Below are 25,046 nucleotides of genomic sequence, written 5' to 3'. Positions count from 1 at the left end.
CGATGGAGAAACCACTGCTGGTCACGGACTTTCTGGACCGGGCGCGACGCCACTACGGCGACGAGGAGGCCGTCGTCGCGACGACCGGGGAGCGGTACAGCTACGACGAACTCGGAGAGCGAGCCGACGGGTTTTCCGCATTTCTGCAGGATCGGGGCATCGAGAAAGGGGACCGCGTGGCGGTACTGGACCCCAACACGCACTACCACCTCGAAGCCGCCTACGGGAGCATGCAGATCGGTGCCGTCCACACGCCGCTGAACTACCGGCTGGTCCCCGACGACTTCGAGTACATCCTGAGCGACGCCGAGGTCGACGCCATCTACGCCGACCACGAGTACGCGGACCGGATCGAGGCCGTCAGGGACGACGTGCCGACCGAGACGTTCGTCACCAACGACGTCGACGCGGTCGACGGCGACTGGGAGTCCTTCGACGCGGTGATCGAAGACGCCGGCACCGACTACGACCGGCCGGAGATGAGCGAGGACGACGACATCACGATCAACTACACCTCCGGGACGACCGGCGATCCGAAGGGTGTCGTCCGGACCCACCGGACCGAGACGATCCACGCCTACCTCGTCTCCGTCCACCAGGAGATTCGCGACGACGACGTCTACCTCTGGACCCTGCCGATGTTCCACGTCAACGGCTGGGGGCACATCTACGCCGTCACGGGCATGGGCGCGACCCACGTCTGCACCCGCGGCGTCGACGCCGAGTGGATCTTCGACACAGTCGCCGAGGAGGACGTCTCCTACATGTGCGGTGCACCGACGGTGTTGAACATGCTCTCCGATCACTACGAGAGCGAGGACGGTGACGTGACGACCACCGGCGACAACCCCGTTCGCATCGCCACCGCCGGGAGCGCACCGCCCGAAGCCACCATCCGGAAAGTAGAGGACGAGTTCGGCTGGCGACTCAAACACGTCTACGGCGCGACCGAGACTGGCCCGCTGATCACCACCTCCGACGCCCCCCGGCTGCTCGACGCGGACAGCGATTCGCGGTTCAAGATCAAGAAGCGACAGGGCCTCGGCTACCTCGGGACGGACGTGCGCGTCGTCGACGAGGACGGCGAGGAAGTGCCGTGGGACGACGGGACCATCGGCGAGGTGGTCGTCCGCGGCAATCAGGTGATGGATCGCTACTGGAACAAACCAGAGGCCACCGAGGAGGCCTTCACCGACCGGATCGAGGGCTACTACCACACCGGCGACCTCGCCGTGGTCGACGAGCACGGGATGATCTCGATTCAGGACCGCAAGAAAGACATCATCATCTCGGGCGGGGAGAACATCTCGAGCATCGAACTGGAGGACACCCTCTACGAACACGACGCGGTGAGTCAGGTCGCGGTGATCCCCTCGCCCAGCGAGGAGTGGGGCGAGACGCCCAAGGCCTTCGTCGTCCCGTCCAACGACGACCCCGAGAACCCGCCGGTCTCGCCCGAGGAACTCAAGACCTTCTGCGAGTCGCAACTGGCCGGCTACAAGGTCGTCCACCGGTTCGAGTTCGTCGAGGAGCTCCCGACGACGGCGACGGGCAAGATCCAGAAGTACGAACTCCGCGAGCAGGAGTGGGACGACGAGGACAGCATGGTCGGCCAGGGGTGAGGACCCGGAACTCAGGCGTCGGGGTACCGTTCGGAGACGTAGATCACCAGTCCGAGGAGGATTCCCAGGCCGATGGCGACGGTGATCATGCCGTAGAGTGCGGTGCCGAAGGCGTTGGGCGGCAACTGGATGAACCCGAACAGCTCCGGGTCGAGGTCCTCGGGGCGGGCGTTGCCGAGGATGAAGCCCATCACGCCGGCGATGGCGACGATGGCGGCGTAGATGAACAGGACGACGCGATTGCCCGGCCGGCCGCTCGGTGTCTGGGTCGCGGTGTCTGCCATTGGCTCCGGTTGGAGACGAAGGTAATTAGCCGTTTCACATCGTAGTGGGCAACGATGACCGAAAAAGACCTGCTCTTTCTCGTCCTCGCAGGGATCGCGCTGATGATGTTCGTCACGGGCTTCGTGCTGGTCGTGAGTTAGCGGACGCTGTCCGATCGTATCGGGCGGGAAAGAAAGCGAGCGTCGCAGTCTATTCGACGATGATCGCGCCGTGCATCCCCAGCTGCCGGTGGGGCGTACAGTAGTAGGTGTAGTTGCCGGCTTCCTCGAACGTGTACGAGAAGTTGACGCCGGGACTGGTGTACCGCTCGCTCTCGAACGTGCCGTCGGTCGCGACGACGTTGTGCTGGAGGTCTCCGCCCCAGGCCCACTCGACTGTCGTACCGGTCGAGATCTTGACCGCCGCAGGATCGAACGCGTAGTTCTGCTCGCCGGCCCCGACGCTGACGGTCACGGTGTCGTTCCCGGTCTCGTCGACTGCGTTACCGTTGTACAGCCGCGCGTCGTTGTCGTTCAGGTAGGTGTCGACTTCGCTGGGAACGCTGGCAGTCGCTTCCCCGCCACCGTCACCGCTCGTGGTGGTGGTGTCGCCACCGCCGTCTCCGTCGCCGTTTCCGCCACCGCTACAGCCAGCCAGCGCGCCGGCCACTGTCACCGCTCCGATTCCACGCACGAACGTACGTCGCTCCATCTCAATGGTCACCTCACTCTGATCGTGAGGGTTGGATACGGGTAAATAAACAGTCCCGTTCCCACGGTTTGAGAACGCACAGTGGCGGTTTGTGAACGTGTTCCCTTCGATCAGGTATGTCGCCGAGCCTGGAGCAAAGCGCCCGCAGTATCGTGGGTCGTGATCGGTCGCCGACGAACGGGGTGGGCCGATGATCTCCGTCAGTAAACTCCTCTGCGACCTCGACGCCGAGGGGGACGGCCTCCGGTACGACGCCGCCGACGAGTCCGACCGCGAGCAGATCCGCGAGGAGAAACAGCGCCGCCCCGTCGTCGTCTGGAACACCACCAAGCAGTGCAACCTCTACTGCGACCACTGCTACGCCGCCGCCGACACCGAGACCGCGCCGGGCGAACTCTCGACCGCGGAAGGCAAGCGCCTGCTCGACGACCTGGCCGACTACGGCGTCCCCGTCGTCCTCTTCTCGGGCGGGGAACCGCTGGTTCGGGACGACCTCGAAGAACTCGTCGCCTACGCCGCCGACAGCGGGATTCGCCCCGTGCTCTCGACCAACGGGACGCTCATCACGGAGGAACGCGCCCACGATCTGAAAGACGCCGGCCTGCAGTACGCCGGCGTCTCCGTCGACGGGCTCCCCGAGCGCAACGACGCCTTCCGCGGGGAGGAGGGCGCGTTCGACGCAGCGCTCCGGGGCATCGAGGCCTGCCAGTCCGCGGGCCTCAAGACCGGCCTCCGATACACGATCACGAAACACAACGCCGACGACCTCGAAGACGTGGTCGAGTTGCTCCACGACGCCGGGCTCGACCGGTTCTGTTTCTACCACCTGGACTACGGCGGCCGCGGCAACGAGATTCAGGACGTGGACCTCACGCCCGAGGAGCGCCGCGAAGCGGTCCAGACGGTCTGTGACATGACCCGCGAGTACCACGCCCGCGGCGAGGAGATCGAGACCCTGCTGGTGGGTAACTACGCCGACGCCGGCTACCTCGTCGAGTACGCCCGCGAGCATCTGAGCGACGCCGCCGCCGAGCGGATCTACCGCTACCTGCAGATCAACGGTGGCGACCCGACCGGCGAGCGCGTCGCCGACGTTGACTACCAGGGCAACGTCCACCTCACCCAGTTCTGGCAGAACTACTCGCTGGGTAACGTCCGGGACCGCCCGTTCGGTGCGATCTGGGACGACGAGTCCAACCCACTCCTCCAGAAACTCCGGAACCGCGAGGACCACCTCACGGGGAAGTGCGCGGACTGTGCCTACCAGTCGGTCTGTCGCGGCGGCTCGCGACTGCGCGCGCTGTCGGTCCACGACGACCCCTTCGCCCCCGACCCGCAGTGTTACCTCCACGACGACGAGATCGCCGGCGAGAGCCCGATGTTCGACACCGGGCCGGAACCGGCGGACTGACCGGCCTCCCGGCCCCTCATCCTTCGACTTCCTCCAGCAGGAAGAGTGCGAGGTCCTTGTCCAGCGGGTCGTTGGCGTTCCCGCAGTGGGGCGACTGGACGCAGGCCGGACAGCCGTCCGAACACTCACACGAGGCGACCATCCGCCGGGTCGTCGAGAGGAGCGACCCGATATCGGCGTAGGCGCGTTCCGTCAACCCGACGCCGCCGGGGTAGCCGTCGTAGACGAAGATGGTCGACTGGTCCGTGTGGGGGTGCAGCGGCGTCGACAGCCCGCCCACGTCCCGGCGGTCACAGAGGAGTTCGGCGGGCATCATGGCGATCGTGGCGTGCTCGGCGGCGTGGATGCCGCCCCCGAAGGCCTCGTCGGTGTTCGCGATTCCCTCCCGATCGCCCGCCCGCTGGCGCATCTCCGTCTCCACCGGTTCGGGGACGGTGAAGTAGAAGGCGGTCGTCGAAAGCGTCGTCTCGGGCAGGTCCAGCCCGAACCGGCCGAGGGGTTCGCCGCTGGAGCCGTCCCGGCGCTCGTAGCCCGTGATCTGCTTGCGCATCGTCACGTCCGCGAGCCGCAAGGTGCTGTCGGACCGCCCCGGCAGCGTCGTCTCCGCGCGGTCTTCCTCGACGGTGATCGTCTTGTCGTGGAGTACCTGCGTGTAGTAGTCGGCGTGGGTCTGGGAGAGTTCTGCGACGCCCAGATCGAGGTCGAGATCGACCACCTCGTAGCTGCGGCCCTGATGGTGGTAGATCGCGCCCGGGTGGGCGTCCCGGAGGGCGTCGCCGAAGGGGAGTTCCGCGATGGTATCACCGCTCGCGCGGTCCCGTAGCTTGACCTGCCGGTCGTCGACGGTCCGGAGGTTCATCTCGTGCTGTGGGCTCCCGTCGCCGTCGTAGAGCCAGCGGATGCCGGCGTCGGTCTCCCGTCGGTCGAGGTCGCCGGTCTCGGTCAACTCGGCCACGACCTCGGGGAACACCGCGCCGAAGTGGCGGTCGTCGGTCGGCGTGAGCCACGTCTCGCGGGCGGCCGACAGGACGTGGCCGGGCATCAGGTTTCGATTCCCCGGGTTCGAGATGGCGCGTTCCGGTTCGCCCTCGAAGAACTCCACGGGATTCGTCGCGAAGTACTGGTCGAGCTGGTCCTCGCCGGCGACCATGACCACGAGGCTCGGGTCGGTCCCGCGGCCGGCGCGGCCGGCCTGCTGGAAGGCCTGCATCCGGGTGCCGGGGTAGCCGTCGAGCAGGACCGCGTCGAGGCCGCCGATGTCGACGCCGAGTTCGAGCGCGTTCGTGCTCCAGACGCCCCGGATCTCGCCGGACTGGAGCCCGTCCTCCACCGACCGGCGGCGCTCGCTCGTCAGCGCCGCCTGGTAGGCCGTCACGCCGTCGGCCGCCTCGCGGTCGCCCCGCCGGCGCAACTCGTCGGCGCTCTCCGTGGCGTAGCGCTCGGCGGTCTGGCGCGAGCGGGTGAACACGACGGTCTGGAGTCCGCGGCTCACGAGGTCGACGAACAGCCGCTTCGTCTCGGTGTGGCTGGACTTCCGGCGGCCGCTTCCCCAGCCCCTGTTCTCCTCGTACTCCGGCGGATTCCAGACCAGCCAGTGGGTCGGCCCCGTCGCGCTCTCGTCGGTCGTAATCGCCGCGAACGAGGACTCTGGCCGCCCCGTCACCGTCGCCGCGTGTTCGACCGGATTGCCGATGGTCGCCGAACAGCAGACGTACTGGGGTGAGGCGTCGAATCGATCACAGACCCGATTCAGTCGGCGGATGACGAGTCCGATCTGACTGCCGAACACGCCGCGGTACTCGTGGACCTCGTCGATCACCACCGTTTCGAGGCGCTCGAAGAACCAGTCCCAGAGCCGGTGGCTGTGGGGCAGGATGCCGTAGTGGAGCATGTCCGGCGTCGTCAGCAAGACGGTGGGCTGGCGCTCCCTGATCGCCTCTTTCTCGGATTTCGACTGCCGGCCGGTGTACTGGGCGACCGTGACGCGACTGCCGAAGCCGAGGCCGTGTGCGAGGTCCTGCAGGGCGTCGGTCTGGTCCTCGATGAGTGCGACCTGCGGGGCGACGTAGAGGGTACAGCCAGTGTGATCGAGCGCGCGTTCGAAGGCGGGGACGGTGTAGGCGAGGCTCTTCCCGCTCGCGGTGTCGGTCGCCAGCACCACGTCGTCGCCGGCCCGGACGCGCTCGACGGCGTCTGCCTGGTGGCGGTAGAGCCGCTCGATTTCCCGTTTCTCGAGGGCGGTAGCCAGTCGATCCGGGAGGTCGAGATCGGCGAAGCTGGCCTCGCGGCCGGGGACCGTCTCGTGGTGGGTGATCTGCCCGTCGTAATAGGGGCGCTCGCGGAGCCAGCGGATCGTCTCGTCCACGACTGCGCTACCGGCGCGACGGTGCTAACCCTTTCGTCGGCCGGCGAGTCGATCAGTCCTGTGAGTCGATCCGCTTGAGTTCGCCGTCGCCGGAGTTGCCGCGGCCGCCGACCTTGTCGCGGTTCATCGCGAGGTGGACGGCGAACAGAATCGGCGAGAGCACGCCGAGCACCAGAGCGACGCCCATCGCAAGCAGGCTGTCGGTCAGGACGAGTTCGCCGCCGCCGTGGTCACCGCCTTCGCCGCCCGCACCGGCTTCGGCGTCGCCGACGACGACGACGCCTTGCATGACGCCGGCGTGGGGCTCACAGAGGTACTTGACGACGCCGGTTTCCTCGAAGGTCTGCTCGTAGGTCGTCCCCGTCTCGCTGGTCGGGTCACCGCTGGAGAAGTCGCGGTTTTCGCCGACGACGTTGTGACGGCCACCTTCCCACTCCCAGGTGATCGTCGTGCCGGGATCGACCCGGACCGCGGGCGGGTCGAACACGAGGCTGTTGCCACCGACCGCGATGGTGATCGAGTCCTGCCCGGTCTCGTCGACGACGGTGCCGTCGAAGTTGGTCGTCTCCGACAGCCACCCGTCGAACATGTCCTCCGGTGCTGGCGTCCCTTCCTGTGCCGTCGCCGTCCCGGTCGCACCTGCCGCGACGCTCGTGGCCGCCGCGCCTACCGCCGCAGTCCGCAGAAAGCCGCGACGACTGGTCGCCGACCCGTCGGAATCGCTCGAACGTTCTGTCTCCATACCCGTCGGTTTTTCACCATCCTGTATAAGCCCGACTAAACGTACCAGGGCTTGTGAATGGTTTCCATGGTGTCCCGCCAAGGTCCGGAGCGCCCGTCAGCGGACGATCGTGACGGGACAGTGGGCGCGTCGGAGGACCGTCTCGGCGACGCTCCCGAGCAAGATCCGGGAGACGCCCGAGCGACCGTGGCTTCCCATGACGACGTGATCGATCGGTTCGGTGTCGGCGAACTCCACGATGCTGCGGGCCGGTTGGCCCATCACCGTCTCGGTCGCCAGCGTAACGTCGTAGTCGTCGGCCATCGACTGGAGATTCTCGAACAGTTCTTCCGCGTTCTCTTTTTCCGTCTCGTACCAGTCTTCCCAGTAGCCCGGGAGTGAGGCCTCCATCGGCGCACCGTAGCCCGCCTCGACGAAATCGATGACGTGCAGGACGGTGATCGTCGCGTCGTCGGCGTACTCCTCGAGGGCGAACTCCACCGCCTGCTCGGACAGCGGTGAGGCGTCGACTGGCACCAGTACGTGATCGGTCATGTCTCGTTCTAGGTGCTCGTCCGGATTAAGCCCTCGCGAGATTCCAGCCAACCGGGAACGCTCGTGTCTCCGGCGCGCACGAGCGGACGGGAACGCGACACTTTAGCCCGTCCGACCGAAACCCCCTCACAATGGACAGACGACAGTACATCCGGACCGCGCTCGGCGCGACGGCAGGGACGGTCGCAGTCGCCGGCTGTCTCGGTGGCGGTGATTCCTCGGACCAGAACCCGAACACGAAGCTCCCGAAACAGGAGATGGAGTTCGACCCGGAGGACGTTCGGTTTCCGGCGTGGGGACAGCAGATTCCCGCCGTGACACTCCCGGACGCCCTGGGTGGTGGCGAGCAATCGACCACAGAGTTCGACGAGCCGCTCGCGCTAACCTTCGTCTTCAGCAACTGCGAGACGGCCTGCCCGCTGTTGACGCAGGCACTCGTGTCGGCTCAGGGGAAGGCCCTCGACGAGGGGTGGGGCGACGCGGTCGAGTTCGCCGAGATAACCTTCGACCCGGCCAGAGACACGGCCGAACGATTGCGGACCTACGCACAGGAACGGAACGTGAATCTCGAGGCCGGCAACTGGACCTTCCTCCGTCCCGAGACGGAAGCGCGGGCGAAAGCGACCGTTCAGGAGGAGCTCGGCGTGTACTTCGAGAAGACCGGCCCCGGATCCCACGGGACGGCGACTGGTTCGACGGCGACCGGTTCCACACCGACCGCGACCGAGGAGTCAGCGTCGACGCCGTCCACGGCGACGGAGACGGAACCCGCAGCGGACTCCGGGGGGTACATGTTCAACCACCGATCGCTGATTCTGCTGGTCAACGCCGACGGCTACGTCGAGCGGTTCTGGAACGGGGACGACGCCACCTCGACGGCCGCCAACGAGCTCCCGGACGCGATGAACCGGCTCAGAAAGGCCTGAGTGCGTTCGCGGCCGCCGACGGGCCAGCTACCGCGCGTACAGCGAGTAGACGATGACGCCGAACCCAAGCGCCATGAGGCCGGTCTCGGCGATGATGGCGTACTCCCGCTGGAGCGACAGGCCGAGGTCGAACACGCCGGCCAGCATGCTCCCGAGGGTCACGAGGGCGAAGCCGAACGCGAGCAACCCGAGGGGGCGCGCGCCGGTCCGCTGGTAGGCCTTGTACGAGAAGTAAGTGATCATCGCGCCGAGGACGAGCGTCACCGTCTTGAGTGCGGTGATGACCGTCGGCAGGTGAAAGAGGGGATAGAGTTCGATCACGTTTCTTTGCGCACCTCCGACCACAGATCCCGCAGTCGTTCGTCGGCGGTCCGTGGGACTCGGCTGATCCCGACCTCGAACGTCCGGTCGCCGTCGTCGAGGCCCACGACGACCTCCTCGAAGTCCACCTCGTACTTGCTGGCGTGTTGCCCGTCGGGGCGAATCTCCATGCCTTCGCGCAACAGCGACGCTTCGGTCAGCAGATCCAGCTTCCGGTAGGTGGTCGAGAGCGGCACGTCACAGACCTCCGAGATCTCTTCGGCTGTCATGGGTTCGTCGAGGTTGCGAACGATGGCTCGACACTTGGGGTCGTCCAGCGCGTCGAGCACGTCCTGTAGATCCGGTTGGTCCTCGTCCGCGAACGGGTCTCGGACCATGTGTCCGCTACTGGCGGACGAACGCTTATAATATCGTCGACACGGGCCCGGCCAAAGCGCCCGTACGTCCCGGTCTGACCGTCTCTGCCGGGGAACATGTTCGAGCGTCGCGGCCGGTCGTGAGACGCCGCGGCCGGCGGTCGTTCGACTCTCGGACCGGTTGGCTTTTGATAGGGCCGGGTCAATGGGGGGACGTGCTCGCCGCCGAGTTGCACTCCCACTCGTCGCTGTCCCACGACGGCCGTGACCCGATCGAACTGCTTCTGGGTCAGGCCGAGGCCGTCGGCCTGGACGCACTCGCCGTCACCGACCACGACGAGATCGAGGCCAGCCTCGCGGCCGTCGAGAAAGCCGAAGAGTACGACCTCGTCGGCATCCCCGGGATGGAGGTCTCGACGGCCGCTGGTCACGTCCTCGCGCTCGGAGTCCGGGAAGCGGTCCCGCCAGGCCTCTCTTTCGGGGAGACACTGGATCGCATCCGCTCGCTCGGCGGCATCGCCGTCGTCCCACACCCCTTCCAGGAGTCCCGCAGCGGCGTCCTCGCGAACATCTCACAGGAGACGCTGACCGCCGCCGACGCCATCGAGGTGTACAACTCCCGCCTGCTTACCGGCCGGTCGAACCGACAGGCCGAGCGGTTCGCCCGCCGCAACGGCATGCCCATGACCGCCGGGAGCGACGCCCACATCAGCGAGATGGTCGGACAGGCCGTGACCCGCATCGACGCCGCCGAACGTAGTGTCGACGCCATCCTCGACGCGATCCGCGAGGGCCACACCACCGTCGAGGGCAAACGGACGCCCTGGCGGATCAGCTTCCGGCAGGCCGCCGGTGGCGTGAAGCGCCGCGTCCAGCGCCGCCTCTCCGATCTGCGATGATCGACAGTGCCGACCTGGCGACCGTCCGCGAGGCACTCGACGACGGCGACCCACTGCCCGGCACCCGTGGGTTCGCCGGGGAACTCGCCGACTCAGGGGAACGGCAACTCGTCCGCGACGTGCTCGGTCGCCGCCCCTGTTTCACCGAGGCCGACGATCCGACCCGGTGGAGTTTCGACCCGACTGACCTGTCCGATCCCGATCCGGTGCCCGCGGGCCACGTTCGCACCGCCGGGGGCGACGAGCAAGTCTGGACGCTCCCGGACCCGCCTGCCAGTGACGACGAGGACGCAGCCATCAGGGCGGTCCGTAACGCCGTCGCAGCGAGTACCGAGGCGGTCGACACCGCTGGGCTGGCCGTCGCCTTCTCGGGCGGCGTCGACTCGGCCATCCTGGCAGCGCGGCTGGACGCACCGCTGTACGTCGCGGGCTTCCAGGACAGTCACGACGTCGAAGCCGCCCGCACGGCCGCCGACGCGCTCGGGCGGGACCTCACGGTGGTCGAACTCACCCACGACGATCTCGAACGTGCGGTGCCGGACCTCGCCCGCGCCATCGGCCGGACCAACGCGATGGACGTCCAGATCGGCCTCCCGCTCTATCTGGTGGCCGACCGCGTCGCCGCCGACGGCTACGACCGGCTCGCCGTCGGACAGGGAGCCGACGAACTGTTCGGCGGCTACGCCAAGGTCGCGAAAGCGCCGGAGGACCCCCGCGTCGACGCCGGAACGGTCCGGGGAGCGCGCCGCGAGGTCCTGACTACGCTCCCCGAGCAACTGGAGCGGGACGTGCTCGCTCTGCGGGCCGCGGGCGTCGACCCCGTCGCGCCGCTGCTCGACGACCGGGTGGTCGAGGCGGCGCTCCCGCTCCCCGGCCATCTACTCGTGGCCGACCCCGGCCCTGACGAGGACCGGGGCGACGCCGAGCGGAAGGTCGCGCTCCGCCGAGCGGCGGCGGAGTGGCTCCCCGCGAAGATCGCCGAGCGGGACAAGAAGGCCGTTCAGTACGGTAGTCTGGTCGCGCGGGAACTCGACCGGTTGGCCCGGCAAGCGGGGTACAAGCGTCGGATGGACGACCACGTCACGAAGTACGTCCGGTCGCTGGTCGACTAGCCGTCGCGTGCGGGTCGTGACGACAGCGAGAAGAGCGTGGAGACGGTTACTGCGCGACGGTATCCTCGGCTTCCAGCAGTTCGTGGTAGCGGTTGCGGATGGTGACCTCGGAGATGGAGGCGACCTCGGAGACCGCCGACTGGGTCACCTTCTCGTTGGCCAGCAGCGAGGCGGCGTAGACGGCCGCCGCGGCCAGCCCGACCGGGGACTTCCCGGAGTGGACGCCCTGCTCTTTGGCCGAACTCAGCAGTTCCCGGGCCCGGCGCTCGACCTCCTCGGAGAGGTCGAGATCCGAGGCGAAGCGGGGGACGTAGCTCTCGGGATCTGCGGGCTGGATCTCCAGGTTCAGTTCCCGGACGACGTAGCGGTAGGTGCGTGCGATCTCGTCCTTGTCGACCCGGGAGACCGATTCGATCTCGTCGAGACTGCGGGGCGTGCCGGCCTGTCGGGCGGCGGCGTACAGCGAGGCCGTCGAGACGCCCTCGATGGACCGACCGGGGAGGAGGTCCTCGTCGAGTGCCCGGCGGTAGATGACCGAGGCGGTCTCGCGGACGTTCTCGGGGAGACCCAGTGCGGAAGCCATGCGGTCGATCTCGCCGAGTGCCTGCTTGAGGTTGCGCTCCTTGGAGTCGCGGGTGCGGAACCGCTCGTTCCAGGTGCGCAGCCGCTGCATCTTCTCGCGCTGGCGCGAGGACAGGGAGTTGCCGTAGGCGTCCTTGTCCTGCCAGCCGATGTTGGTCGAGAGCCCCTTGTCGTGCATCATGTTCGTGGTCGGGGCCCCGACCCGGCTCTTCTCGTCTTTCTCCTTGGCGTCGAAGGCGCGCCACTCCGGTCCGGGATCGACTTCGTCCTCGGAGACGACCAGTCCACACTCCTCACAGACCGTCTCGCCACGCTCCGAGTCGGTCACGAGCGAACCGCCACACTCCGGACAGACGACCGGCTCTTCGCGCTCCCGCTCCTCCGTCTCATCTCCGTCTTCGCGCGTGCGCTCGCGCTCGCCCGTATACTCTCTGATGGTGGTGTCTGTCATTGGTTGGATCGGCGGGCGCTGGTGCCCGGAAAACTCTCTAATGCGTTATTATGTCGTGGCTCGGCCGACTTAAAGTTTTCGGCCTTCTGAGACTTCATGCGTACCGTTTTCGGCCGTTGTACTGGCGCCTTCGTGCGAGCGTGCGAGCGTGTGTCGGCGAGCGACGGCAACACGCGAAAGTCGGGTATCGAAACCCTTACCGCCGGTCCGGGCCTCGCCGCGAACATGAGCGATTCGGCCGTCGAACCCGAGGACGTGCGCCACGTCGCCTCGCTGGCCCGCGTCGACCTCGACGACGAGGAGGTCGACCGGTTCGTCGAGCAGTTCGCGGACATCCTCGACTACTTCGAGACGCTGGACGAGGTCCCCGAGGTCGACGAGGAGACCGACCTCGCGAACGTGATGCGGGCGGACGAGGTGCGCGACTCCCTCGATCAGGACGAGGCACTGGCTAACGCCCCCGAGAGCGAGGACGGTTTCTTCAAGGGCCCGAAGGTCTCGTAATGTCACACAACGCCTACATCACCGACGAGCGGATCGAGGGCGACGCCGACGGCCCGCTGGCCGACCGGACCGTCGCCGTCAAGGACAACATCTCGACCGAGGGCGTCCGGACGACCTGCGGGTCGGCGATGCTCGACGACTACGTCCCGCCGTACGACGCGACGGTCGTCGAGCGCCTCAAATCGGCCGGCGCGACCATCACCGGGAAGACCAACATGGACGAGTTCGGGATGGGGACGACGACCGAGACGTCCGCGTTCGGCCCGACCGAGAACCCCGCCGCGCCGGGCCACGTCCCCGGCGGCTCCTCGGGTGGCTCTGCGGCGGCCGTCGCGGCCGGCGAGGCCGACCTCGCGCTCGGAACGGACACCGGTGGCTCCGTGCGCTGTCCCGCCGCGTTCTGCGGCGTCGTCGGCCTCAAGCCCACCTACGGCCTCGTCTCGCGATACGGGCTGATCGCCTACGCCAACTCGCTGGAGCAGATCGGCCCCATCGCGCCGACGGTCGAGGAGGCTGCGGAGTTGCTGGAGGTCATCGTCGGCCCCGACGAGCACGACGCGACGACTCGGGAGGCAAGCGAGGCGCGAAGCGCCTCGGATACGCGAGCGGGCGAAGCCCGCGAGCGCGAGGAGGGCGCACCCACCGACTACGCCGCCGCCGCGGACGGTGACGTCGAGGGCATGGAGATCGGCGTTCCGACGGAACTGGTCGAAGGGGCCGACGAGGAAGTCGTCGAGACCTTCTGGGACGCCATCGACGACCTCGAAGCCCAGGGTGCAAGTTACCACGAGGTCGACCTGCCGTCGGTCGAACACGCCGTCGAGGCCTACTACGTCATCGCCATGTCCGAGGCCTCCTCGAACCTCGCGCGGTTCGACGGCGTCCGGTACGGTCCCAGCCCCGACTACGAGGGCAACTGGAACGAGGAGTTCGCGAAGGTGCGCGAGGAAGGCTTCGGCGAGGAGGTCAAGCGCCGCATCCTGCTCGGCACCTATGCTCTCTCTGCAGGCTACCACGACAAGTACTACAAGAAGGCCCAGGACGCACGTGCGTGGGTGAAGCAGGACTTCGACGAGGCGCTGGCCGAGGCGGACGTGCTGGCCTCGCCGACGATGCCCGTCCCGCCGATGGAGATGGGCGAGAGCCTGTCGGATCCGCTGACGATGTACCTGGCCGACGCCAACACGACGCCGGTCAATCTGGCGAACCTCCCTGCCATCTCCGTGCCCGCGGGCGAGACCAGTGAGGGTCTCCCCGTCGGACTGCAGTTCGTCGGGCCGGCGTTCGGGGAGACGGAGATTATCCGGGCTGGAAGCGCGCTGACGTAGCGACTGCGAGGGGCGTTCCGATCCGTCTGTTTTTCCGGTCAGTCTGTTCTGGATTCGCGGGTCGGGTTCGCACCTCGGTCCGTTCGCGTGGCCCGACTGGTCGGGGGAATTCGGCTGAACGTATATACGTCCGTGTCACCGCGTATTACGTCCCATGGACGTAATCGACCCGTCGACCGGCGAACGGATCGACACGTACGAGGAAGACTCCGAGCAGGACGTGGAGGCGTCGCTGAACCGGGCGACCGAGGCGTTCGAGGCGTGGCGCGACCGGCCGATCCGGGAGCGCGAGGAGCTGCTCGCGGCCGCGGGCGAGGTCCTCCGGGAGAACGAGCGGGAGTACGCCGAGACGATGACCCGGGAGATGGGCAAGCCCATCGAACAGGGCGTCGCCGAGATGGAGAAGTGCGCGTGGGCCTGTGACCACTACGCCGAACACGCAGACGCCTACCTCGCGCCGGAGGGCCACCCGAGTCCGGCGGGGGCGTCCGTCGAGACGGTGTACGAACCGCTCGGGCCGGTACTGGCGGTCATGCCCTGGAACTTCCCGTTCTGGCAGGTGTTCCGGTTCGCCGCGCCCTACCTCACGGCCGGGAACGTCGGCCTGCTCAAACACGCCTCGAACGTGCCGGGGTGTGCACGCGCCATCGAGGAGGTGTTCCGCGAGGCCGGCTACCCGGAGGGCGTCTTCCAGTCGCTGCTCGTCGGGTCAGACGCCGTCGAGGACGTCCTGACCGACGACCGTGTCCGGGCGGCGACCCTGACCGGGAGCGGGCCGGCGGGGCGGGCGGTCGCCGCGACGGCCGGCGACCAGCTCAAGAAGACCGTGCTGGAACTGGGCGGCAGCGACCCGTTCGTCGTGCTGGACGACGCCGACCTCGACGCGGCCGCCGAGACCGGTGCGTGGGCGCGCAATCAGAACGGCGGCCAGTCCTGCATCGCGGCCAAGCGGTTCGTCGTCCACACCGACGCCTACGACGACTTCCTCGACCGGTTCGTCGACGAGATCGAGTCGCTCACCGTCGGCGATCCGATGGCCGAGGGTACCGATATCGGACCACAGGCTCGCCAGGGCCTCATGGAGGACCTCCACGAACAGGTCGAGGACAGCGTCGAGGCCGGCGCGACGCTCGTCACCGGTGGCGAGCCGCTGGACCGCGAGGGGGCCTTCTACCCGCCGACGGTCCTGACCGACGTGCCCGAGGGGTGTCCCGCCGACAGCGAGGAGACGTTCGGCCCAGTCGCCGCGGTCTACGAGGTCGACGACGAGGACGAGGCCATCGCGACGGCCAACGACACGAACTTCGGGCTGGGTGCGAGCGTCTGGACCGAGGACCGAGAGCGCGGCAATGCGCTCGCCCGCCGGATCGACGCCGGCTGCGTCTACGTGAACCAGCTGGTCAAATCGGACCCGCGAGTTCCCTTCGGCGGCGTCGGGGACTCGGGCTACGGCCGCGAACTCTCCGGGCCGGGGATCAGGGAGTTCGTCAACCGCAAGACGGTGTGGGTAGAGTGACGGCGGTATCGGGGTCGGTCTCGTCCCCTGCCGTCGTCAGAACGGGGGCTCCGTCCCGCCGGCGGTCGAGGTGTCCGCGGCCGAGGAATCCGCGGTCGAGCCATCGGTGCTCGTCTCCGTCTTGCCGATCAGCACCCTGAACTCGCCGGGGTCTTTGGCCCGGTACTCCCAGTGGAACTCCGGCCCCGCCTCGGCCTCGAACTGGTGGTACAGCGGCTTGGGGTCGTGGTCGTTGACCAGCACGAACCCGTGCCCGCCGGTCAACTCGTCGTAGGCCGCGAAGATCTTCTCGTGACGCTGGGCCGGCGGGAGGTCCCGCACGTCGAGTTCCTCGGTGACCGCGAGCCCGTCGCCGCCGGCCGACGATTCCGGGTCCCCGTCGCTCGACGACTCGTCGCCGGTGTCCCCCTGTTTCGTGATCCGGACGCGACACCGGCCCGGTTCGGACTCGACGACGTTCCAGTCGAACGCGTCGCCGTAGCGCCCGTGGAACTCGCGCTGGAGGGGCTTGGGTTCGTGCGGGGCGATCAGTTCCATCGTCCCACCCTGGGGGATCATCCCGTACCGGTGGTGGATCGTGGGGTGTCGCTCCTGTTTCGGGATGTCCCGCACGTCGTATCGCGTGACGACGTCCTTCTCGGTCGCCTCGGTGTCGCCGGTCTTGCGGATCTCGACGCGCCACTCCCCGCCGCCCTCGCTCGCGTACGCCCAGTCGACCACGTCGCCGTGCATCGACCGGAGTTCGTGGTACAGCGGCTTGGGGTCGTGGTCGTTGACCAGTACGAACCCCTCCGCCGATTCCAGTTCGTCGAAGATTCCGAGCAGGGCCTCGTGACGCCGCTGCGGTTTCAGGTCACGTACGTCGATGGAGCCGAGCGACCCGTCCAGCGCGTCTCCGACGGTCAGCCGGAGTTCCCGCGGTTCCGCGTCGGGGTCTTCGTGCTCCCACTCCAGCGCGTGGTCCCGTTCGATCTGGTAGCGAACCAGCTGGGGGTCGAGGTCCCGGTCCGAGACGATTTCGAACTCGTCGCCGGCTTCGGCCCCCGCCAGCAGGTCGAACAGTCGCTCGCGCCGCTCCGACTCCGGCCAGTCGCGGACGTCGATCTCGGTCGTCATGCTCGTATCGAACGGTATCGGGGCGGAGGGATGGGTACTGTGCCGAAGGGATTCGGCCTCCGACGACTCGCACTCGGGCCGTACGTGCTGGAGATCCGGCTCGGGGTTCGTGGTCGTCGGGCTTCGACGTGGGCCGTGCTGACCCGCTACCGTGCGGTTCGCCAGCCCGCGGCGGCGACGGGGGCTACAGCACCGCCGCCTGCAGAAACCCCGCGAACAATATCCCGAACCCGCCGATTTCGCCGACGATCAGTAGCACCATGGACCCGTGCACGACGAACGGCGGGAGCTCGAAGCGGCCCAGAACGTGTGGCGTCCGGAACTGGTTGTCCGTGTCCTGCAGGAGGCCGTGGACGACGTAGGTGCCGATGGCGAACACGAAGAAAAAGAGCGTGACGCCGACTCCGAGGAGTTCGAGCCACTGCGGATACTGGCTCACCAGAGCGAACTGGTACAGGATCAGCGCCGCGAACGAGTACAGCAGTGACGCCCGGTGTGCGGTGTTGACGTAGTAGTGTGCGCTGGCGTCCTCGCTCGTCCACATCTGCGCGTACTTCCAGACACCGGTGACGAGTCCGACGAGGAACAGCCCGCCGCTCGCGCCGAGCGCCAGCGTCGCCGAGGCCTCCATCACCGGTCACCCCCATCGGTCGATACACCCTCGCAGTCCCACCGTTGGACAGTCATGTGTGTGACCATTTCGTCGGGACGGGAAAGAGGCACGGTCGAACTGGTTCGAGGGCCGCGACGCCGGACCGGCCCCGTCGGCAGCCGCCACCGATCAGTCGTCTTCCCGAGGCAGATGTGTTCCACACTCCGGACACGCCTCGTCGGTGATCGTCACCTGCAGGTCACACTCGGGACAGTAGTCCCGGTAACACGCGGGATCGCCCATACCCATCGTTGCCGGCCGAGACTGATAGCTATTGGTACCGAGTGTCGGAGACCGGTGGCCACCTCAGAGATAGCTGGCGTCGTGATCGTCCTTCGCGGCGTGGACGTTTCCGCAGTTGGTGCACTCGGACCGCTCCATCTCGTCGACCTGCACGTCGAGGGAGCCGCAGTTCCCGCAGTAGAACCCGTACCGATCGTCGAACTGGGAGTCGCTGTACGCCGGGAAGAAGAGCGCTTCCCGACCTGTCTGTGGATCGTCACGGTCGAGGTACTTCTCCTCGCCGTCGTCCGTCGTCACCACGACCTGCCCGTCGCGCTCCTCGGCGTCCGGGAAGTCGGTGACCGCCCAGCTCTCGTCGTCAGTGTCGACGTCCGGGTCCGAGGCCGATCCCCCGCCAGTCTCCGTTTCGGTCTCCGCCTCGGCGGCCGAGCGGTCGGACTTCTCGCTCTCGGTCGCCGATTTCTCGAACACGTACTCGACGAGCGTCTGGTCGGCGATTTCGATCCGCCGCTCGTCGACCTCCTCGTAGCCGAACGCGTCGAAGAACTGGTGACCCGCCTGATTGGCCTGTAGCGTGGCCGCCTGCGGGTCGTCGACGCCCGCCTCCTGGAGGTGCTCGGTGACGGTCTCGAACAGACCCGTTCCGATCCCTCGGCCCCGGTGCTCGGGGTCGACGAACAGCCAGCGGATCTCGCCGTCCCCGTCGTCGACGGTGGCCTCCGCGTAGCCGACCACCGTTCGGTCGCCGTCCCCGCCCTCGATGGCGTCCTCGGCGACGACTGCGACACGGTCGTCGGCGTCGGCGACTTGTCCGATGCGGTCGGGGCCGAACCGGTCGTCCGTGATGGTCCGGATCTGGTCGGGCGACAGACTGTAGGCGGAGGTGATTGCGCTCCGTACAACCTCGTGGATCCGCTCGCCGTCGTCCGCGTCGGGGTCGCGTAGCTCCATACCGATCGTTCGTCTCCCAGCCGAATAAATGAGTGGCCGGCGCTCGCCCGAAACCACGCTCAGACGTCTGTGACTGGTATCCAGCTCGAAACGTTGCGCGGCTAGCACATATCGACGCGGACGAAAGCCGTCCCGGGAGTCGCTCCCGCGACGCCGGGACGATATCCCACCAGTGCGAATATATTCGTGGCAATTTCCATGGCGAAGTCGTCGGAACCTGGCCGTAGAATGGCAATTCCATCGTGGACGAGTCTGGTACTGATGGGGGTCGTACTCGTCGGTGCCGTCGCGTGGTTGCGTCGACTGGAGGACTGGCGCTCGTACTCACCCGTCGGCTCCGGTGACGGGGAGGGACTGTTCGGTGAGGCGGGGCACGGACACCGGGAGAAACCGGGCGGAATCGTCCGGTGGCTCACCACCGTCGACCACAAGGACATCGGCCTGCTGTACGGGGCCTTCGCCGTGTTCGCGTTCGCGTGGGGCGGCGTCGCCGTCCTCCTGATGCGGGCCGAACTGATCGGGCCAGGCGAGGACATCCTGAGCGCGTCGCTGTACAACGGCCTGCTGACCAGCCACGGGATCACGATGCTGTTCCTGTTCGGGACGCCGATCCTCGCGGCGTTCTCGAACTACCTGATCCCGATCCTGATCGGCGCCGACGACATGGCCTTCCCCCGGATCAACGCCATCGCGTTCTGGCTGCTCCCGCCCGGCGCGCTGTTGATCTGGGGCGGTTTCTTCCTCCCGAGCATCGACCCGGCACAGACCGCCTGGACGATGTACACGCCGCTGTCCCTCGAACAGCCCAACGCCGGTGTGGATCTCATGCTGCTGGGACTGCACCTCACGGGCGTCTCGGCGACGATCGGCGCGATCAACTTCATCGCGACCATCCTCACCGAGCGAGGCGAGGACGTGGACTGGGCGACCCTCGACATCTTCTCCTGGACCGTCCTCGTCCAGTCCGCCCAGATCCTGTTTGCCTTCCCGCTTTTGGGGAGCGCCCTGATCATGCTGCTTCTGGACCGGAACTTCGGGACGACCTTCTTCGCCGCCGACGGCGGCGGGACGATGCTCTGGCAACACCTGTTCTGGTTCTTCGGGCATCCCGAGGTGTACGTCCTCGTCCTCCCGCCGATGGGGCTGATCAGCTACATCCTGCCCAAGTTCACCGGCCGGAAGCTCTTTGGCTTCGAGTTCGTCGTCTACTCCACGCTCGCGCTGGGCGTCCTCTCTTTCGGTGTGTGGGCCCACCACATGTTCGCGACGGGGATGGACCCGCGGCTGCGCGCCTCGTTCATGGCCGTCTCCATCGCCATCGCGATACCGAGCGCGGTGAAGACGTTCAACTGGATCGCGACGATGTGGAACGGGAGTCTCCGCCTGACCGCACCCTTCCTGTTCTGTGTCGGGTTCGTGTTCAACTTCATCATCGGCGGCGTCACCGGCGTGTTCGAGGCCTCGATCCCCGTCGATATGATCCTGCACGACACCTACCACGTCGTCGCGCACTTCCACTACGTCATCATGGGCGCAATCGCGTTCGCGGTGTTCGCCGGCATCTACTACTGGTTCCCGCTGGTGACCGGCCGGATGTACCAGCGGACCCTGGCGAAGTGGCACTTCTGGCTGACTCTGCTCGGGACGAACCTCACCTTCTTCCCGATGGTGATCCTGGGCTACGCCGGCATGCCCCGGCGGTACGCCACCTACGCCGTCGAGATCGGCCCGATCGACCTGTTCACCCTGCTCCACCAGCTCGCGACGCTGGGCGCGTTCGTCCTGGCGATCGCACAGATAATCTTCCTCTACAACATCGTCACCTCCTGGCTCGAAGGCCCGCGAGTCGCCGACGACGACCCGTGGGATCTCGCCGAGACGGGCCAGAAGAGCCGCGAATGGGACTGGTTCGGTAACGAAGGCCTGCCCGCGATGACCGACGGCGGTGAGCGAACCGAAGATTCGCGACCCTCGTCGGACCCTCGGTCCGACGGCGGTGAGCCGAGCGACGACTCGGAGTCGTCGTGAAGGCGACGTGACCGAACATCGTTCGGGACAATCGATTCACGGCCGGCCGGTCGATGTCGATTCGATGACAGCGAGTTACGACGACCTGCCGCTCGTTTACTCCTGCTCGGGGTGTTCGAGCGCCGCACAGATGGCGAACGACCTCGCCGTGCGACTCGACCGCGAACGCGTCGCGGAGATGTCCTGTATCGCCGGCGTCGGTGGCGACGTGGGCCCGCTCGTCGACACCGCGACCTCGGGCCGCCCGATGCTGGTCATCGACGGCTGTCCACTGGAGTGTGCCCGCGAGAGTCTCGAACAGCACGACGTGACGCCGAACCGCCACGTGAACCTCGCCAAACAGGGGGTGCCCAAGGAGTACCACACGGACTACGACGAGGAACGGGCCGCTGTGCTGTTCGAGGACCTCGTCGAGACAGTCGAGGACATGGAAGCCCCCGCCTGAACTCCGCAAATCTCAGGCACCAGCGACCGTCGAACTACTTCTTCGGGAGCGTCGCGACGAACTCGTTCGGACCGACGCGGTCGACGGTGTACGCCTCGGCGTCGAAGGAGTCGACTTCGGCAGCCATCTGGTGGTACAGCGGCGTCGGTTCGTGGTCGTTGACCAGCGTCAATGCCTCGCCGCGTTCCAGGTCCTCGAACGCGTCGAAGATCTTCGGATGTCGCTGTGGCGGCGGGATCTCACGGAGGTCGAGTTGATGGTCGGCCATTACGTCCGTTCCGTCTCGTCGCTCCCCCGAGACAGTTATCGCGAAGATGTCCGGCAACCGGCGTCGGAACCCGCTCCCGATCGGGTCTTCCGAAGAACGGCGTCGGCCTGGCCTACGCGGATCGGACGGCGTCGAGGAGGTCGTCGTAGTCGGGTTCGTTCGTCGGGTCGTCGGCGGTCCAGCTGTAGGTGATCTCACCGTCGTCGTCGAGGACGAACACCGATCGGTTGGCGATGCCGTGCAGGCCGAGGTCCTCGATGTCCATCTCGAGGTCGTACGCGCGGATGGCCTCGCCGGACATGTCGCTCACGAGGTCGAACTCGATCCCGTGCTCCTCGCGGAACGCGCCCTGCGAGAACGGCGAGTCGGCGCTCACCCCGAGGACGGTCGCGCCAGCGTCGCGGAAGTCGTCGAGTCGCTCCTGCAGGGCGACCATCTCGTTGGTACACGGTGGCGTGAACGCGCCCGGGAAAAAGGCGAGGACGACAGGCCCGTCACCCAGTCGGTCTTCAAGCGCGAACGATTCGTGGTCACTCGTGCCGAGCGTCGCCGAAAAGGTCGGTGCGGTGTCTCCGGATTCGGACATCACCGTATTCTTCGGTCGGAACCCTCATTAAACCAACTGCGAATATCCTCGTCAGTCGTCCGTACACGTCGTGTGTCCGTAAATTTGCGATGTGGCTACGTATCCGAACCGACGTGCTTGCGAACCACTCGGCGCCAATCGACTCCGGGATATCGGCCTCCCGGAAAGACCGTCGTGGTGGCTCCCTGAGTGTCTCACTCCGCGGTCTGGCGTTCCCGGTCGTCGACAGCCCCGTCCCGCTGGTCCAGATAGGCCACCGCGCCCGAGAAGTTCATCCGAAGTTCGCCGTACTCCAGATCGTCGCTCCAGTCCGCCGGCACGTCGTTGCGGTCAAGCAGGTGTTTGAACGCGGCGCGGTCGTCCTCGCGCTCCCGACGGGCCTGTGCGACACGGGCGACCCACGCCTTCAGTACGTCGGCGTAGGCGTCGAGCGCACCGTCGGCGGGGCGCGGGCCGAAGTGACTGTACAGCAGCGTCTCGGCGTCGATCCCGCGGAGGGTCTCGACGTCGGCGAGACACTGGTCGAGGTCGAACGTGGGCGGCGGCGTCGCCACGCGGGCGGTGTCGAGCGGTTCGTAGAAACAGCCCAGCACGTCCGCGGTGAACACCGCGTCGTCGGCCGGATCGTGGTACATCACCTGGTGGGTCGCGTGGCCCGGCGCGTGGTGGACGATCAGTTCGCGGTCCCCGAGATCGACTACGTCACCGTCGGTCACCGTTCGGATCCGGGCCTCTGGGACCGGATCCGGTGCCTCGTAGAACTGCCAGCCGGACTCGCCGACGACCCGTTTCGTCCCGCTGACGAGCATCGACGGATCCACGAGGTGGGACGCGCCCCGTTCGTGGACGACCACCTCCGCGTTCGGGCAGGCGGCGGCGATCTCCGCGGCACCACCGGCGTGATCGAGGTGGACGTGGGTCAGCGCGAGCACCTCGATCTCCTCGCGGGCGATCCCCAGTTCGTCCAGCGCGGCCAGCACACGGTCGGTGTGTTTGCCGATCCCCGATTCGACTATCGTCGGCCGCTCGCCGTCCAGCACGTAGACCGACGTGTGCCCCGGCGCTTCGTAGACCCCGGGATCGACGTAGTACAGGTCGGTACAACTCCCCGTCTCGACACGACTCACGTCACCAATCCCCATGGTGTCCGTTAAATTCGTCCACGATAATGAATGTAATGAAGGGAGCAACCCTCAGACCGTCGCTGCGTGGCGATTCAAGTTGTCCGATTGTCATTATCTCGGGTCAGTCACTGATCCGGCGTTCGATGCGGAGCCGGTGGCCACGAGCCAGCAGCACGAGGCCGACCAGCGCGCCCATGGCGGAGAGGCCCCAGCGGCCGGGGACGCCATCGGTGCTCCCGATCCTGCTAACGTAGTAATACTGGTCACCGTCCCGGAGAAGTCGACCGGTTTCGATTTCGAGCGTCGAGCGCGCCGTCCCCGACCGGACGGCTCGGGAGACCGGATCGCGAGCCGACTCGACGTCATCACCGACGCTTTCGAGAACGGTCCGGGGGGAGACGGGTTCGTACGACAGCGTCGTCGAGTCGTTGCGCTGCTCGACGACTCGTCGGTAGTACTCCCCGTCGAGACGGACGAACGGCTCTCTCGGGGGCGAATCGTACCGGGTGGCGGTGATGCTGACGTTCCCGGTTCCGGCTACGTGTGCTTCGAGGGTACACCGCCACGGAGTCGAGACGGTGAACGTGGAACAGGCGATACCGTCGACACCGCTGACCATCGAGACACCGGCAGCACCGGCGTCCGCGAACCCGATCCGGTCGGACAGGACAGTGACCTCGGAGGCGCGGTACTGGTGTCGCGGCCCACCCAGATCGAACGCCTGGACGGCGAGCGGGTTCAGCACCAGCAGGAGTCCGACGACGAGATAGAAGCCGGTGCGCGTTCGTTCGGTGGGGGACCAGCCACGGGCGACCATACCCGCCGGTTCTCACACCAGCCGGATGACAGTTACTCCTCGTAGGCGAGGTTCATGACCCACTGGGAGAAAGCGTCGGAGTGGGGGTCGACTTCCTCGTCGCCGATGAACGGGGAGAGCATGTCGCCGGCCATCAACAGGGAGAAGTCGAGATCGCGTGGCGCGGGGGTGAGGTGGTAGGTGTTGTGGCCCTCGTAGATTGTCTCCTCGCGCTGGATGAGCCCCTTGTCGGCCAGCGACTCGACGATACGGCTCCCCTTGCGGGAGGAGACGTCGAGTTCCTTCCAGAACTCGCTCTGGTGAATGCCACCGGTCTCCCGGACGAGTTCGAGGCCGCCGCGCTCGTCCTCGGTGAGTTCGGATTCGGGCGTAACCATACCCACCTCTGGGACCGTCTGTGGTTTAAATTTGGCTTTCGACGCGACGATACTCCGTCTCGCAGGGCGGCCCGTCCGCGAACCGGTAGCGACTCCCTTCCGAGCCGATGGTCAGAAGCGACGACGAACGCGTCCCGAACCGATCCCGGTGAATACAGACGCCGTACTCGTGGTCGGCGATCACGTCGGCGGCGCGCTCGATCCACGCGCCGGCTTGCTCGCCGGGTTCGGGCCGGAGTTCCGTCTGTACCGCGGCGGCGTTGTCGGCCTGCTGGCGACTCTCCTCGGGGCGTTCCTCTGGAATCCGTACGTCCCCGGCGGCGCCGACGTTGACGACGACGTGGACGCCCGGCTGGAAGTTCCGGACCGCGAGCTGACCGTCCCACTCCAGCAGGAGAGCGGCGTTCTCGTCGGCGACGACGAGGTTGAACCCGTCGAACTCGTGGTCGCGGACCTCGCTCTCCACGAAACGGGCGGCCGCTTCCGCGCTCTCCTTCCGCAGGGCGTCACGGGTGAGCAGGCCGCGGGAGCGACCGCCCGCCAGTTCGGCGTCGGTCCAGCGGTTCGTGATGCCGACGAACAGGCCGTGTTCGTTGTGTCCGATCCAGGTCCCGCCGGCCTCGGAGTCACGCGGTGCGACGACTGCAGGGTCGTCTTCGAGCCGTTGCGGTGGCTCCGAGGGGCGGTCGACCATCTCGTCGCGGTTGGCCGCGACGGCGACGGGCGTGTCGGCGAACACCTGCCAGGCGAGAACGAGTGTACACACGGGCCTCCGTAGTGGCTCCGGCCGCTTAA

At 67.1% G+C, this 25,046-nt stretch carries 27 protein-coding genes; 10 read left to right on the top strand and 17 right to left on the bottom strand.

Going from position 1 to position 25,046, the window contains the following annotated elements:
* Positions 1 to 2: 2 nt before the first annotated feature.
* Complete coding sequence (locus BV210_RS02180; protein WP_077205058.1) at positions 3 to 1,622, top strand: long-chain-fatty-acid--CoA ligase; 1,620 nt, start codon at positions 3 to 5, stop codon at positions 1,620 to 1,622.
* Positions 1,623 to 1,633: 11 nt separating this feature from the next.
* Here the strand turns inward: BV210_RS02180 and BV210_RS02175 are convergent, their stop codons facing one another.
* The gene (locus BV210_RS02175) at positions 1,634 to 1,906 is read right to left on the bottom strand and encodes a cox cluster protein (RefSeq protein WP_077205057.1); all 273 of its coding nucleotides are present in this window, start codon (positions 1,904 to 1,906) and stop codon (positions 1,634 to 1,636) included.
* A gap of 190 nt (positions 1,907 to 2,096) precedes the next feature.
* Positions 2,097 to 2,579, bottom strand: a complete 483-nt coding sequence (locus tag BV210_RS02170) for a halocyanin domain-containing protein (protein ID WP_253741587.1) — start codon at positions 2,577 to 2,579, stop codon at positions 2,097 to 2,099.
* A gap of 208 nt (positions 2,580 to 2,787) precedes the next feature.
* On the opposite strand from BV210_RS02170, the gene BV210_RS02165 reads away from it, so the two are divergent.
* On the top strand, positions 2,788 to 4,008 hold the full coding sequence (locus tag BV210_RS02165; protein WP_077205055.1) for a TIGR04347 family pseudo-SAM/SPASM protein: 1,221 nt from the start codon (positions 2,788 to 2,790) through the stop codon (positions 4,006 to 4,008).
* A gap of 16 nt (positions 4,009 to 4,024) precedes the next feature.
* Here the strand turns inward: BV210_RS02165 and BV210_RS02160 are convergent, their stop codons facing one another.
* The 3 genes from BV210_RS02160 to BV210_RS02150 all read right to left on the bottom strand — a co-directional run bounded on the left by BV210_RS02160 (position 4,025) and on the right by BV210_RS02150 (position 7,649).
* Positions 4,025 to 6,373 carry a DEAD/DEAH box helicase gene (locus BV210_RS02160; RefSeq protein ID WP_077205054.1) on the bottom strand — a complete coding sequence of 783 codons (2,349 nt, stop codon included), beginning with the start codon at positions 6,371 to 6,373 and terminating at the stop codon, positions 4,025 to 4,027.
* A gap of 52 nt (positions 6,374 to 6,425) precedes the next feature.
* Positions 6,426 to 7,115: a halocyanin domain-containing protein gene (locus BV210_RS02155; RefSeq protein WP_077205053.1), complete on the bottom strand. Its 690-nt coding sequence runs from the start codon at positions 7,113 to 7,115 to the stop codon at positions 6,426 to 6,428.
* A gap of 96 nt (positions 7,116 to 7,211) precedes the next feature.
* Entirely contained in the window at positions 7,212 to 7,649 is a 438-nt protein-coding gene (locus BV210_RS02150) for a universal stress protein (protein ID WP_077205052.1), read from the bottom strand.
* A 131-nt stretch (positions 7,650 to 7,780) separates the two neighbouring features.
* On the opposite strand from BV210_RS02150, the gene BV210_RS02145 reads away from it, so the two are divergent.
* Complete coding sequence (locus tag BV210_RS02145; protein WP_077205051.1) at positions 7,781 to 8,575, top strand: SCO family protein; 795 nt, start codon at positions 7,781 to 7,783, stop codon at positions 8,573 to 8,575.
* A 27-nt stretch (positions 8,576 to 8,602) separates the two neighbouring features.
* Here the strand turns inward: BV210_RS02145 and BV210_RS02140 are convergent, their stop codons facing one another.
* On the bottom strand, positions 8,603 to 8,896 hold the full coding sequence (locus tag BV210_RS02140) for a hypothetical protein (protein ID WP_253741586.1): 294 nt from the start codon (positions 8,894 to 8,896) through the stop codon (positions 8,603 to 8,605).
* Entirely contained in the window at positions 8,893 to 9,273 is a 381-nt protein-coding gene (locus BV210_RS02135; RefSeq protein ID WP_077205050.1) for a helix-turn-helix domain-containing protein, read from the bottom strand. Before BV210_RS02135 ends, BV210_RS02140 begins: the two co-directional genes overlap by 4 nt.
* A 194-nt stretch (positions 9,274 to 9,467) precedes the next feature.
* Between BV210_RS02135 and BV210_RS02130 the strand changes: the two genes are divergently transcribed.
* Both BV210_RS02130 and BV210_RS02125 read left to right on the top strand, forming a co-directional pair.
* A complete protein-coding gene (locus BV210_RS02130) occupies positions 9,468 to 10,151 on the top strand; it encodes a PHP domain-containing protein (RefSeq protein WP_077205049.1) in 684 nt (227 codons plus the stop codon).
* On the top strand, positions 10,151 to 11,263 hold the full coding sequence (locus BV210_RS02125) for an asparagine synthase C-terminal domain-containing protein (protein ID WP_371340831.1): 1,113 nt from the start codon (positions 10,151 to 10,153) through the stop codon (positions 11,261 to 11,263). The genes BV210_RS02130 and BV210_RS02125 overlap by 1 nt, the downstream gene beginning before the upstream one ends.
* A 46-nt stretch (positions 11,264 to 11,309) precedes the next feature.
* On the opposite strand, the gene BV210_RS02120 is transcribed toward BV210_RS02125, so the two are convergent.
* A complete protein-coding gene (locus tag BV210_RS02120; RefSeq protein WP_077205047.1) occupies positions 11,310 to 12,296 on the bottom strand; it encodes a transcription initiation factor IIB family protein in 987 nt (328 codons plus the stop codon).
* Positions 12,297 to 12,521: 225 nt separating this feature from the next.
* Here BV210_RS02120 and gatC point away from each other — a divergent pair, with 225 nt between their 5' ends.
* The 3 genes from gatC (at position 12,522) to BV210_RS02105 (ending at position 15,644) form a co-directional block, all read left to right on the top strand.
* On the top strand, positions 12,522 to 12,800 hold the full coding sequence (gene gatC, locus BV210_RS02115) for an Asp-tRNA(Asn)/Glu-tRNA(Gln) amidotransferase subunit GatC (protein ID WP_077207937.1): 279 nt from the start codon (positions 12,522 to 12,524) through the stop codon (positions 12,798 to 12,800).
* A complete protein-coding gene (gene gatA / locus BV210_RS02110) occupies positions 12,800 to 14,128 on the top strand; it encodes an Asp-tRNA(Asn)/Glu-tRNA(Gln) amidotransferase subunit GatA (RefSeq protein WP_077205046.1) in 1,329 nt (442 codons plus the stop codon). The genes gatC and gatA overlap by 1 nt, the downstream gene beginning before the upstream one ends.
* Before the next feature lie 154 nt (positions 14,129 to 14,282).
* Entirely contained in the window at positions 14,283 to 15,644 is a 1,362-nt protein-coding gene (locus tag BV210_RS02105; protein ID WP_077205045.1) for an NAD-dependent succinate-semialdehyde dehydrogenase, read from the top strand.
* A 36-nt stretch (positions 15,645 to 15,680) separates the two neighbouring features.
* Here BV210_RS02105 and BV210_RS02100 read toward each other — a convergent pair whose 3' ends face one another.
* From BV210_RS02100 to BV210_RS02090, 3 genes are all read right to left on the bottom strand, one after another.
* The gene (locus tag BV210_RS02100) at positions 15,681 to 16,760 is read right to left on the bottom strand and encodes a DUF2249 domain-containing protein (protein WP_077205044.1); all 1,080 of its coding nucleotides are present in this window, start codon (positions 16,758 to 16,760) and stop codon (positions 15,681 to 15,683) included.
* Positions 16,761 to 16,944: 184 nt separating this feature from the next.
* On the bottom strand, positions 16,945 to 17,391 hold the full coding sequence (locus BV210_RS02095; protein ID WP_077205043.1) for a hypothetical protein: 447 nt from the start codon (positions 17,389 to 17,391) through the stop codon (positions 16,945 to 16,947).
* A gap of 327 nt (positions 17,392 to 17,718) precedes the next feature.
* Positions 17,719 to 18,606 carry a GNAT family N-acetyltransferase gene (locus tag BV210_RS02090; RefSeq protein ID WP_077205042.1) on the bottom strand — a complete coding sequence of 296 codons (888 nt, stop codon included), beginning with the start codon at positions 18,604 to 18,606 and terminating at the stop codon, positions 17,719 to 17,721.
* A gap of 228 nt (positions 18,607 to 18,834) precedes the next feature.
* On the opposite strand from BV210_RS02090, the gene ctaD reads away from it, so the two are divergent.
* Both ctaD and BV210_RS02080 read left to right on the top strand, forming a co-directional pair.
* Entirely contained in the window at positions 18,835 to 20,634 is a 1,800-nt protein-coding gene (gene ctaD, locus BV210_RS02085) for a cytochrome c oxidase subunit I (RefSeq protein WP_077205041.1), read from the top strand.
* A gap of 64 nt (positions 20,635 to 20,698) precedes the next feature.
* Positions 20,699 to 21,079: a putative zinc-binding protein gene (locus tag BV210_RS02080; protein WP_077205040.1), complete on the top strand. Its 381-nt coding sequence runs from the start codon at positions 20,699 to 20,701 to the stop codon at positions 21,077 to 21,079.
* A 34-nt stretch (positions 21,080 to 21,113) separates the two neighbouring features.
* Here the strand turns inward: BV210_RS02080 and BV210_RS02075 are convergent, their stop codons facing one another.
* The 6 genes from BV210_RS02075 to BV210_RS02050 form a co-directional block, all read right to left on the bottom strand.
* The gene (locus BV210_RS02075; RefSeq protein WP_077205039.1) at positions 21,114 to 21,347 is read right to left on the bottom strand and encodes a DUF2249 domain-containing protein; all 234 of its coding nucleotides are present in this window, start codon (positions 21,345 to 21,347) and stop codon (positions 21,114 to 21,116) included.
* A gap of 112 nt (positions 21,348 to 21,459) precedes the next feature.
* The gene (locus BV210_RS02070; RefSeq protein ID WP_077205038.1) at positions 21,460 to 21,933 is read right to left on the bottom strand and encodes a redoxin domain-containing protein; all 474 of its coding nucleotides are present in this window, start codon (positions 21,931 to 21,933) and stop codon (positions 21,460 to 21,462) included.
* A 194-nt stretch (positions 21,934 to 22,127) separates the two neighbouring features.
* The gene (locus tag BV210_RS02065; protein WP_077205037.1) at positions 22,128 to 23,075 is read right to left on the bottom strand and encodes an MBL fold metallo-hydrolase; all 948 of its coding nucleotides are present in this window, start codon (positions 23,073 to 23,075) and stop codon (positions 22,128 to 22,130) included.
* Between the two features lie 103 nt (positions 23,076 to 23,178).
* Complete coding sequence (locus tag BV210_RS02060; RefSeq protein ID WP_077205036.1) at positions 23,179 to 23,874, bottom strand: hypothetical protein; 696 nt, start codon at positions 23,872 to 23,874, stop codon at positions 23,179 to 23,181.
* Positions 23,875 to 23,906: 32 nt separating this feature from the next.
* Positions 23,907 to 24,251, bottom strand: coding sequence for a MarR family transcriptional regulator (locus tag BV210_RS02055; RefSeq protein ID WP_077205035.1), 345 nt, complete (start codon positions 24,249 to 24,251; stop codon positions 23,907 to 23,909).
* Positions 24,252 to 24,276: 25 nt separating this feature from the next.
* Positions 24,277 to 25,017, bottom strand: coding sequence for an NRDE family protein (locus BV210_RS02050; protein ID WP_077205034.1), 741 nt, complete (start codon positions 25,015 to 25,017; stop codon positions 24,277 to 24,279).
* Positions 25,018 to 25,046 lie beyond the last annotated feature (29 nt).

Origin of the sequence: Halorientalis sp. IM1011 (assembly GCF_001989615.1) — an archaeon.
Lineage (GTDB): Archaea > Halobacteriota > Halobacteria > Halobacteriales > Haloarculaceae > Halorientalis.
The sequence above is the reverse complement of the archived record's forward strand: the minus strand, read 5'-3'. Positions and strand labels throughout refer to the sequence as shown.

Excerpts from the sequence above, each read along its gene's own strand:
- BV210_RS02150 (WP_077205052.1), bottom strand. The coding sequence starts at position 7,649 with ATGACCGATCACGTACTGGTGCCAGTCGACGCCTCACCGCTGTCCGAG.
- BV210_RS02065 (WP_077205037.1), bottom strand. The coding sequence starts at position 23,075 with ATGGGGATTGGTGACGTGAGTCGTGTCGAGACGGGGAGTTGTACCGAC.
- BV210_RS02055 (WP_077205035.1), bottom strand. The coding sequence starts at position 24,251 with ATGGTTACGCCCGAATCCGAACTCACCGAGGACGAGCGCGGCGGCCTC.
- BV210_RS02105 (WP_077205045.1), top strand. The coding sequence starts at position 14,283 with ATGGACGTAATCGACCCGTCGACCGGCGAACGGATCGACACGTACGAG.
- gatA (WP_077205046.1), top strand. The coding sequence starts at position 12,800 with ATGTCACACAACGCCTACATCACCGACGAGCGGATCGAGGGCGACGCC.
- BV210_RS02120 (WP_077205047.1), bottom strand. The coding sequence starts at position 12,296 with ATGACAGACACCACCATCAGAGAGTATACGGGCGAGCGCGAGCGCACG.
- BV210_RS02080 (WP_077205040.1), top strand. The coding sequence starts at position 20,699 with ATGACAGCGAGTTACGACGACCTGCCGCTCGTTTACTCCTGCTCGGGG.
- gatC (WP_077207937.1), top strand. The coding sequence starts at position 12,522 with ATGAGCGATTCGGCCGTCGAACCCGAGGACGTGCGCCACGTCGCCTCG.
- BV210_RS02095 (WP_077205043.1), bottom strand. The coding sequence starts at position 17,391 with ATGGAGGCCTCGGCGACGCTGGCGCTCGGCGCGAGCGGCGGGCTGTTC.
- BV210_RS02155 (WP_077205053.1), bottom strand. The coding sequence starts at position 7,115 with ATGGAGACAGAACGTTCGAGCGATTCCGACGGGTCGGCGACCAGTCGT.
- BV210_RS02145 (WP_077205051.1), top strand. The coding sequence starts at position 7,781 with ATGGACAGACGACAGTACATCCGGACCGCGCTCGGCGCGACGGCAGGG.
- BV210_RS02135 (WP_077205050.1), bottom strand. The coding sequence starts at position 9,273 with ATGGTCCGAGACCCGTTCGCGGACGAGGACCAACCGGATCTACAGGAC.
- BV210_RS02100 (WP_077205044.1), bottom strand. The coding sequence starts at position 16,760 with ATGACGACCGAGATCGACGTCCGCGACTGGCCGGAGTCGGAGCGGCGC.
- BV210_RS02070 (WP_077205038.1), bottom strand. The coding sequence starts at position 21,933 with ATGTCCGAATCCGGAGACACCGCACCGACCTTTTCGGCGACGCTCGGC.
- BV210_RS02060 (WP_077205036.1), bottom strand. The coding sequence starts at position 23,874 with ATGGTCGCCCGTGGCTGGTCCCCCACCGAACGAACGCGCACCGGCTTC.
- BV210_RS02075 (WP_077205039.1), bottom strand. The coding sequence starts at position 21,347 with ATGGCCGACCATCAACTCGACCTCCGTGAGATCCCGCCGCCACAGCGA.
- BV210_RS02180 (WP_077205058.1), top strand. The coding sequence starts at position 3 with ATGGAGAAACCACTGCTGGTCACGGACTTTCTGGACCGGGCGCGACGC.
- BV210_RS02090 (WP_077205042.1), bottom strand. The coding sequence starts at position 18,606 with ATGGAGCTACGCGACCCCGACGCGGACGACGGCGAGCGGATCCACGAG.
- BV210_RS02165 (WP_077205055.1), top strand. The coding sequence starts at position 2,788 with ATGATCTCCGTCAGTAAACTCCTCTGCGACCTCGACGCCGAGGGGGAC.
- BV210_RS02175 (WP_077205057.1), bottom strand. The coding sequence starts at position 1,906 with ATGGCAGACACCGCGACCCAGACACCGAGCGGCCGGCCGGGCAATCGC.
- ctaD (WP_077205041.1), top strand. The coding sequence starts at position 18,835 with ATGGCAATTCCATCGTGGACGAGTCTGGTACTGATGGGGGTCGTACTC.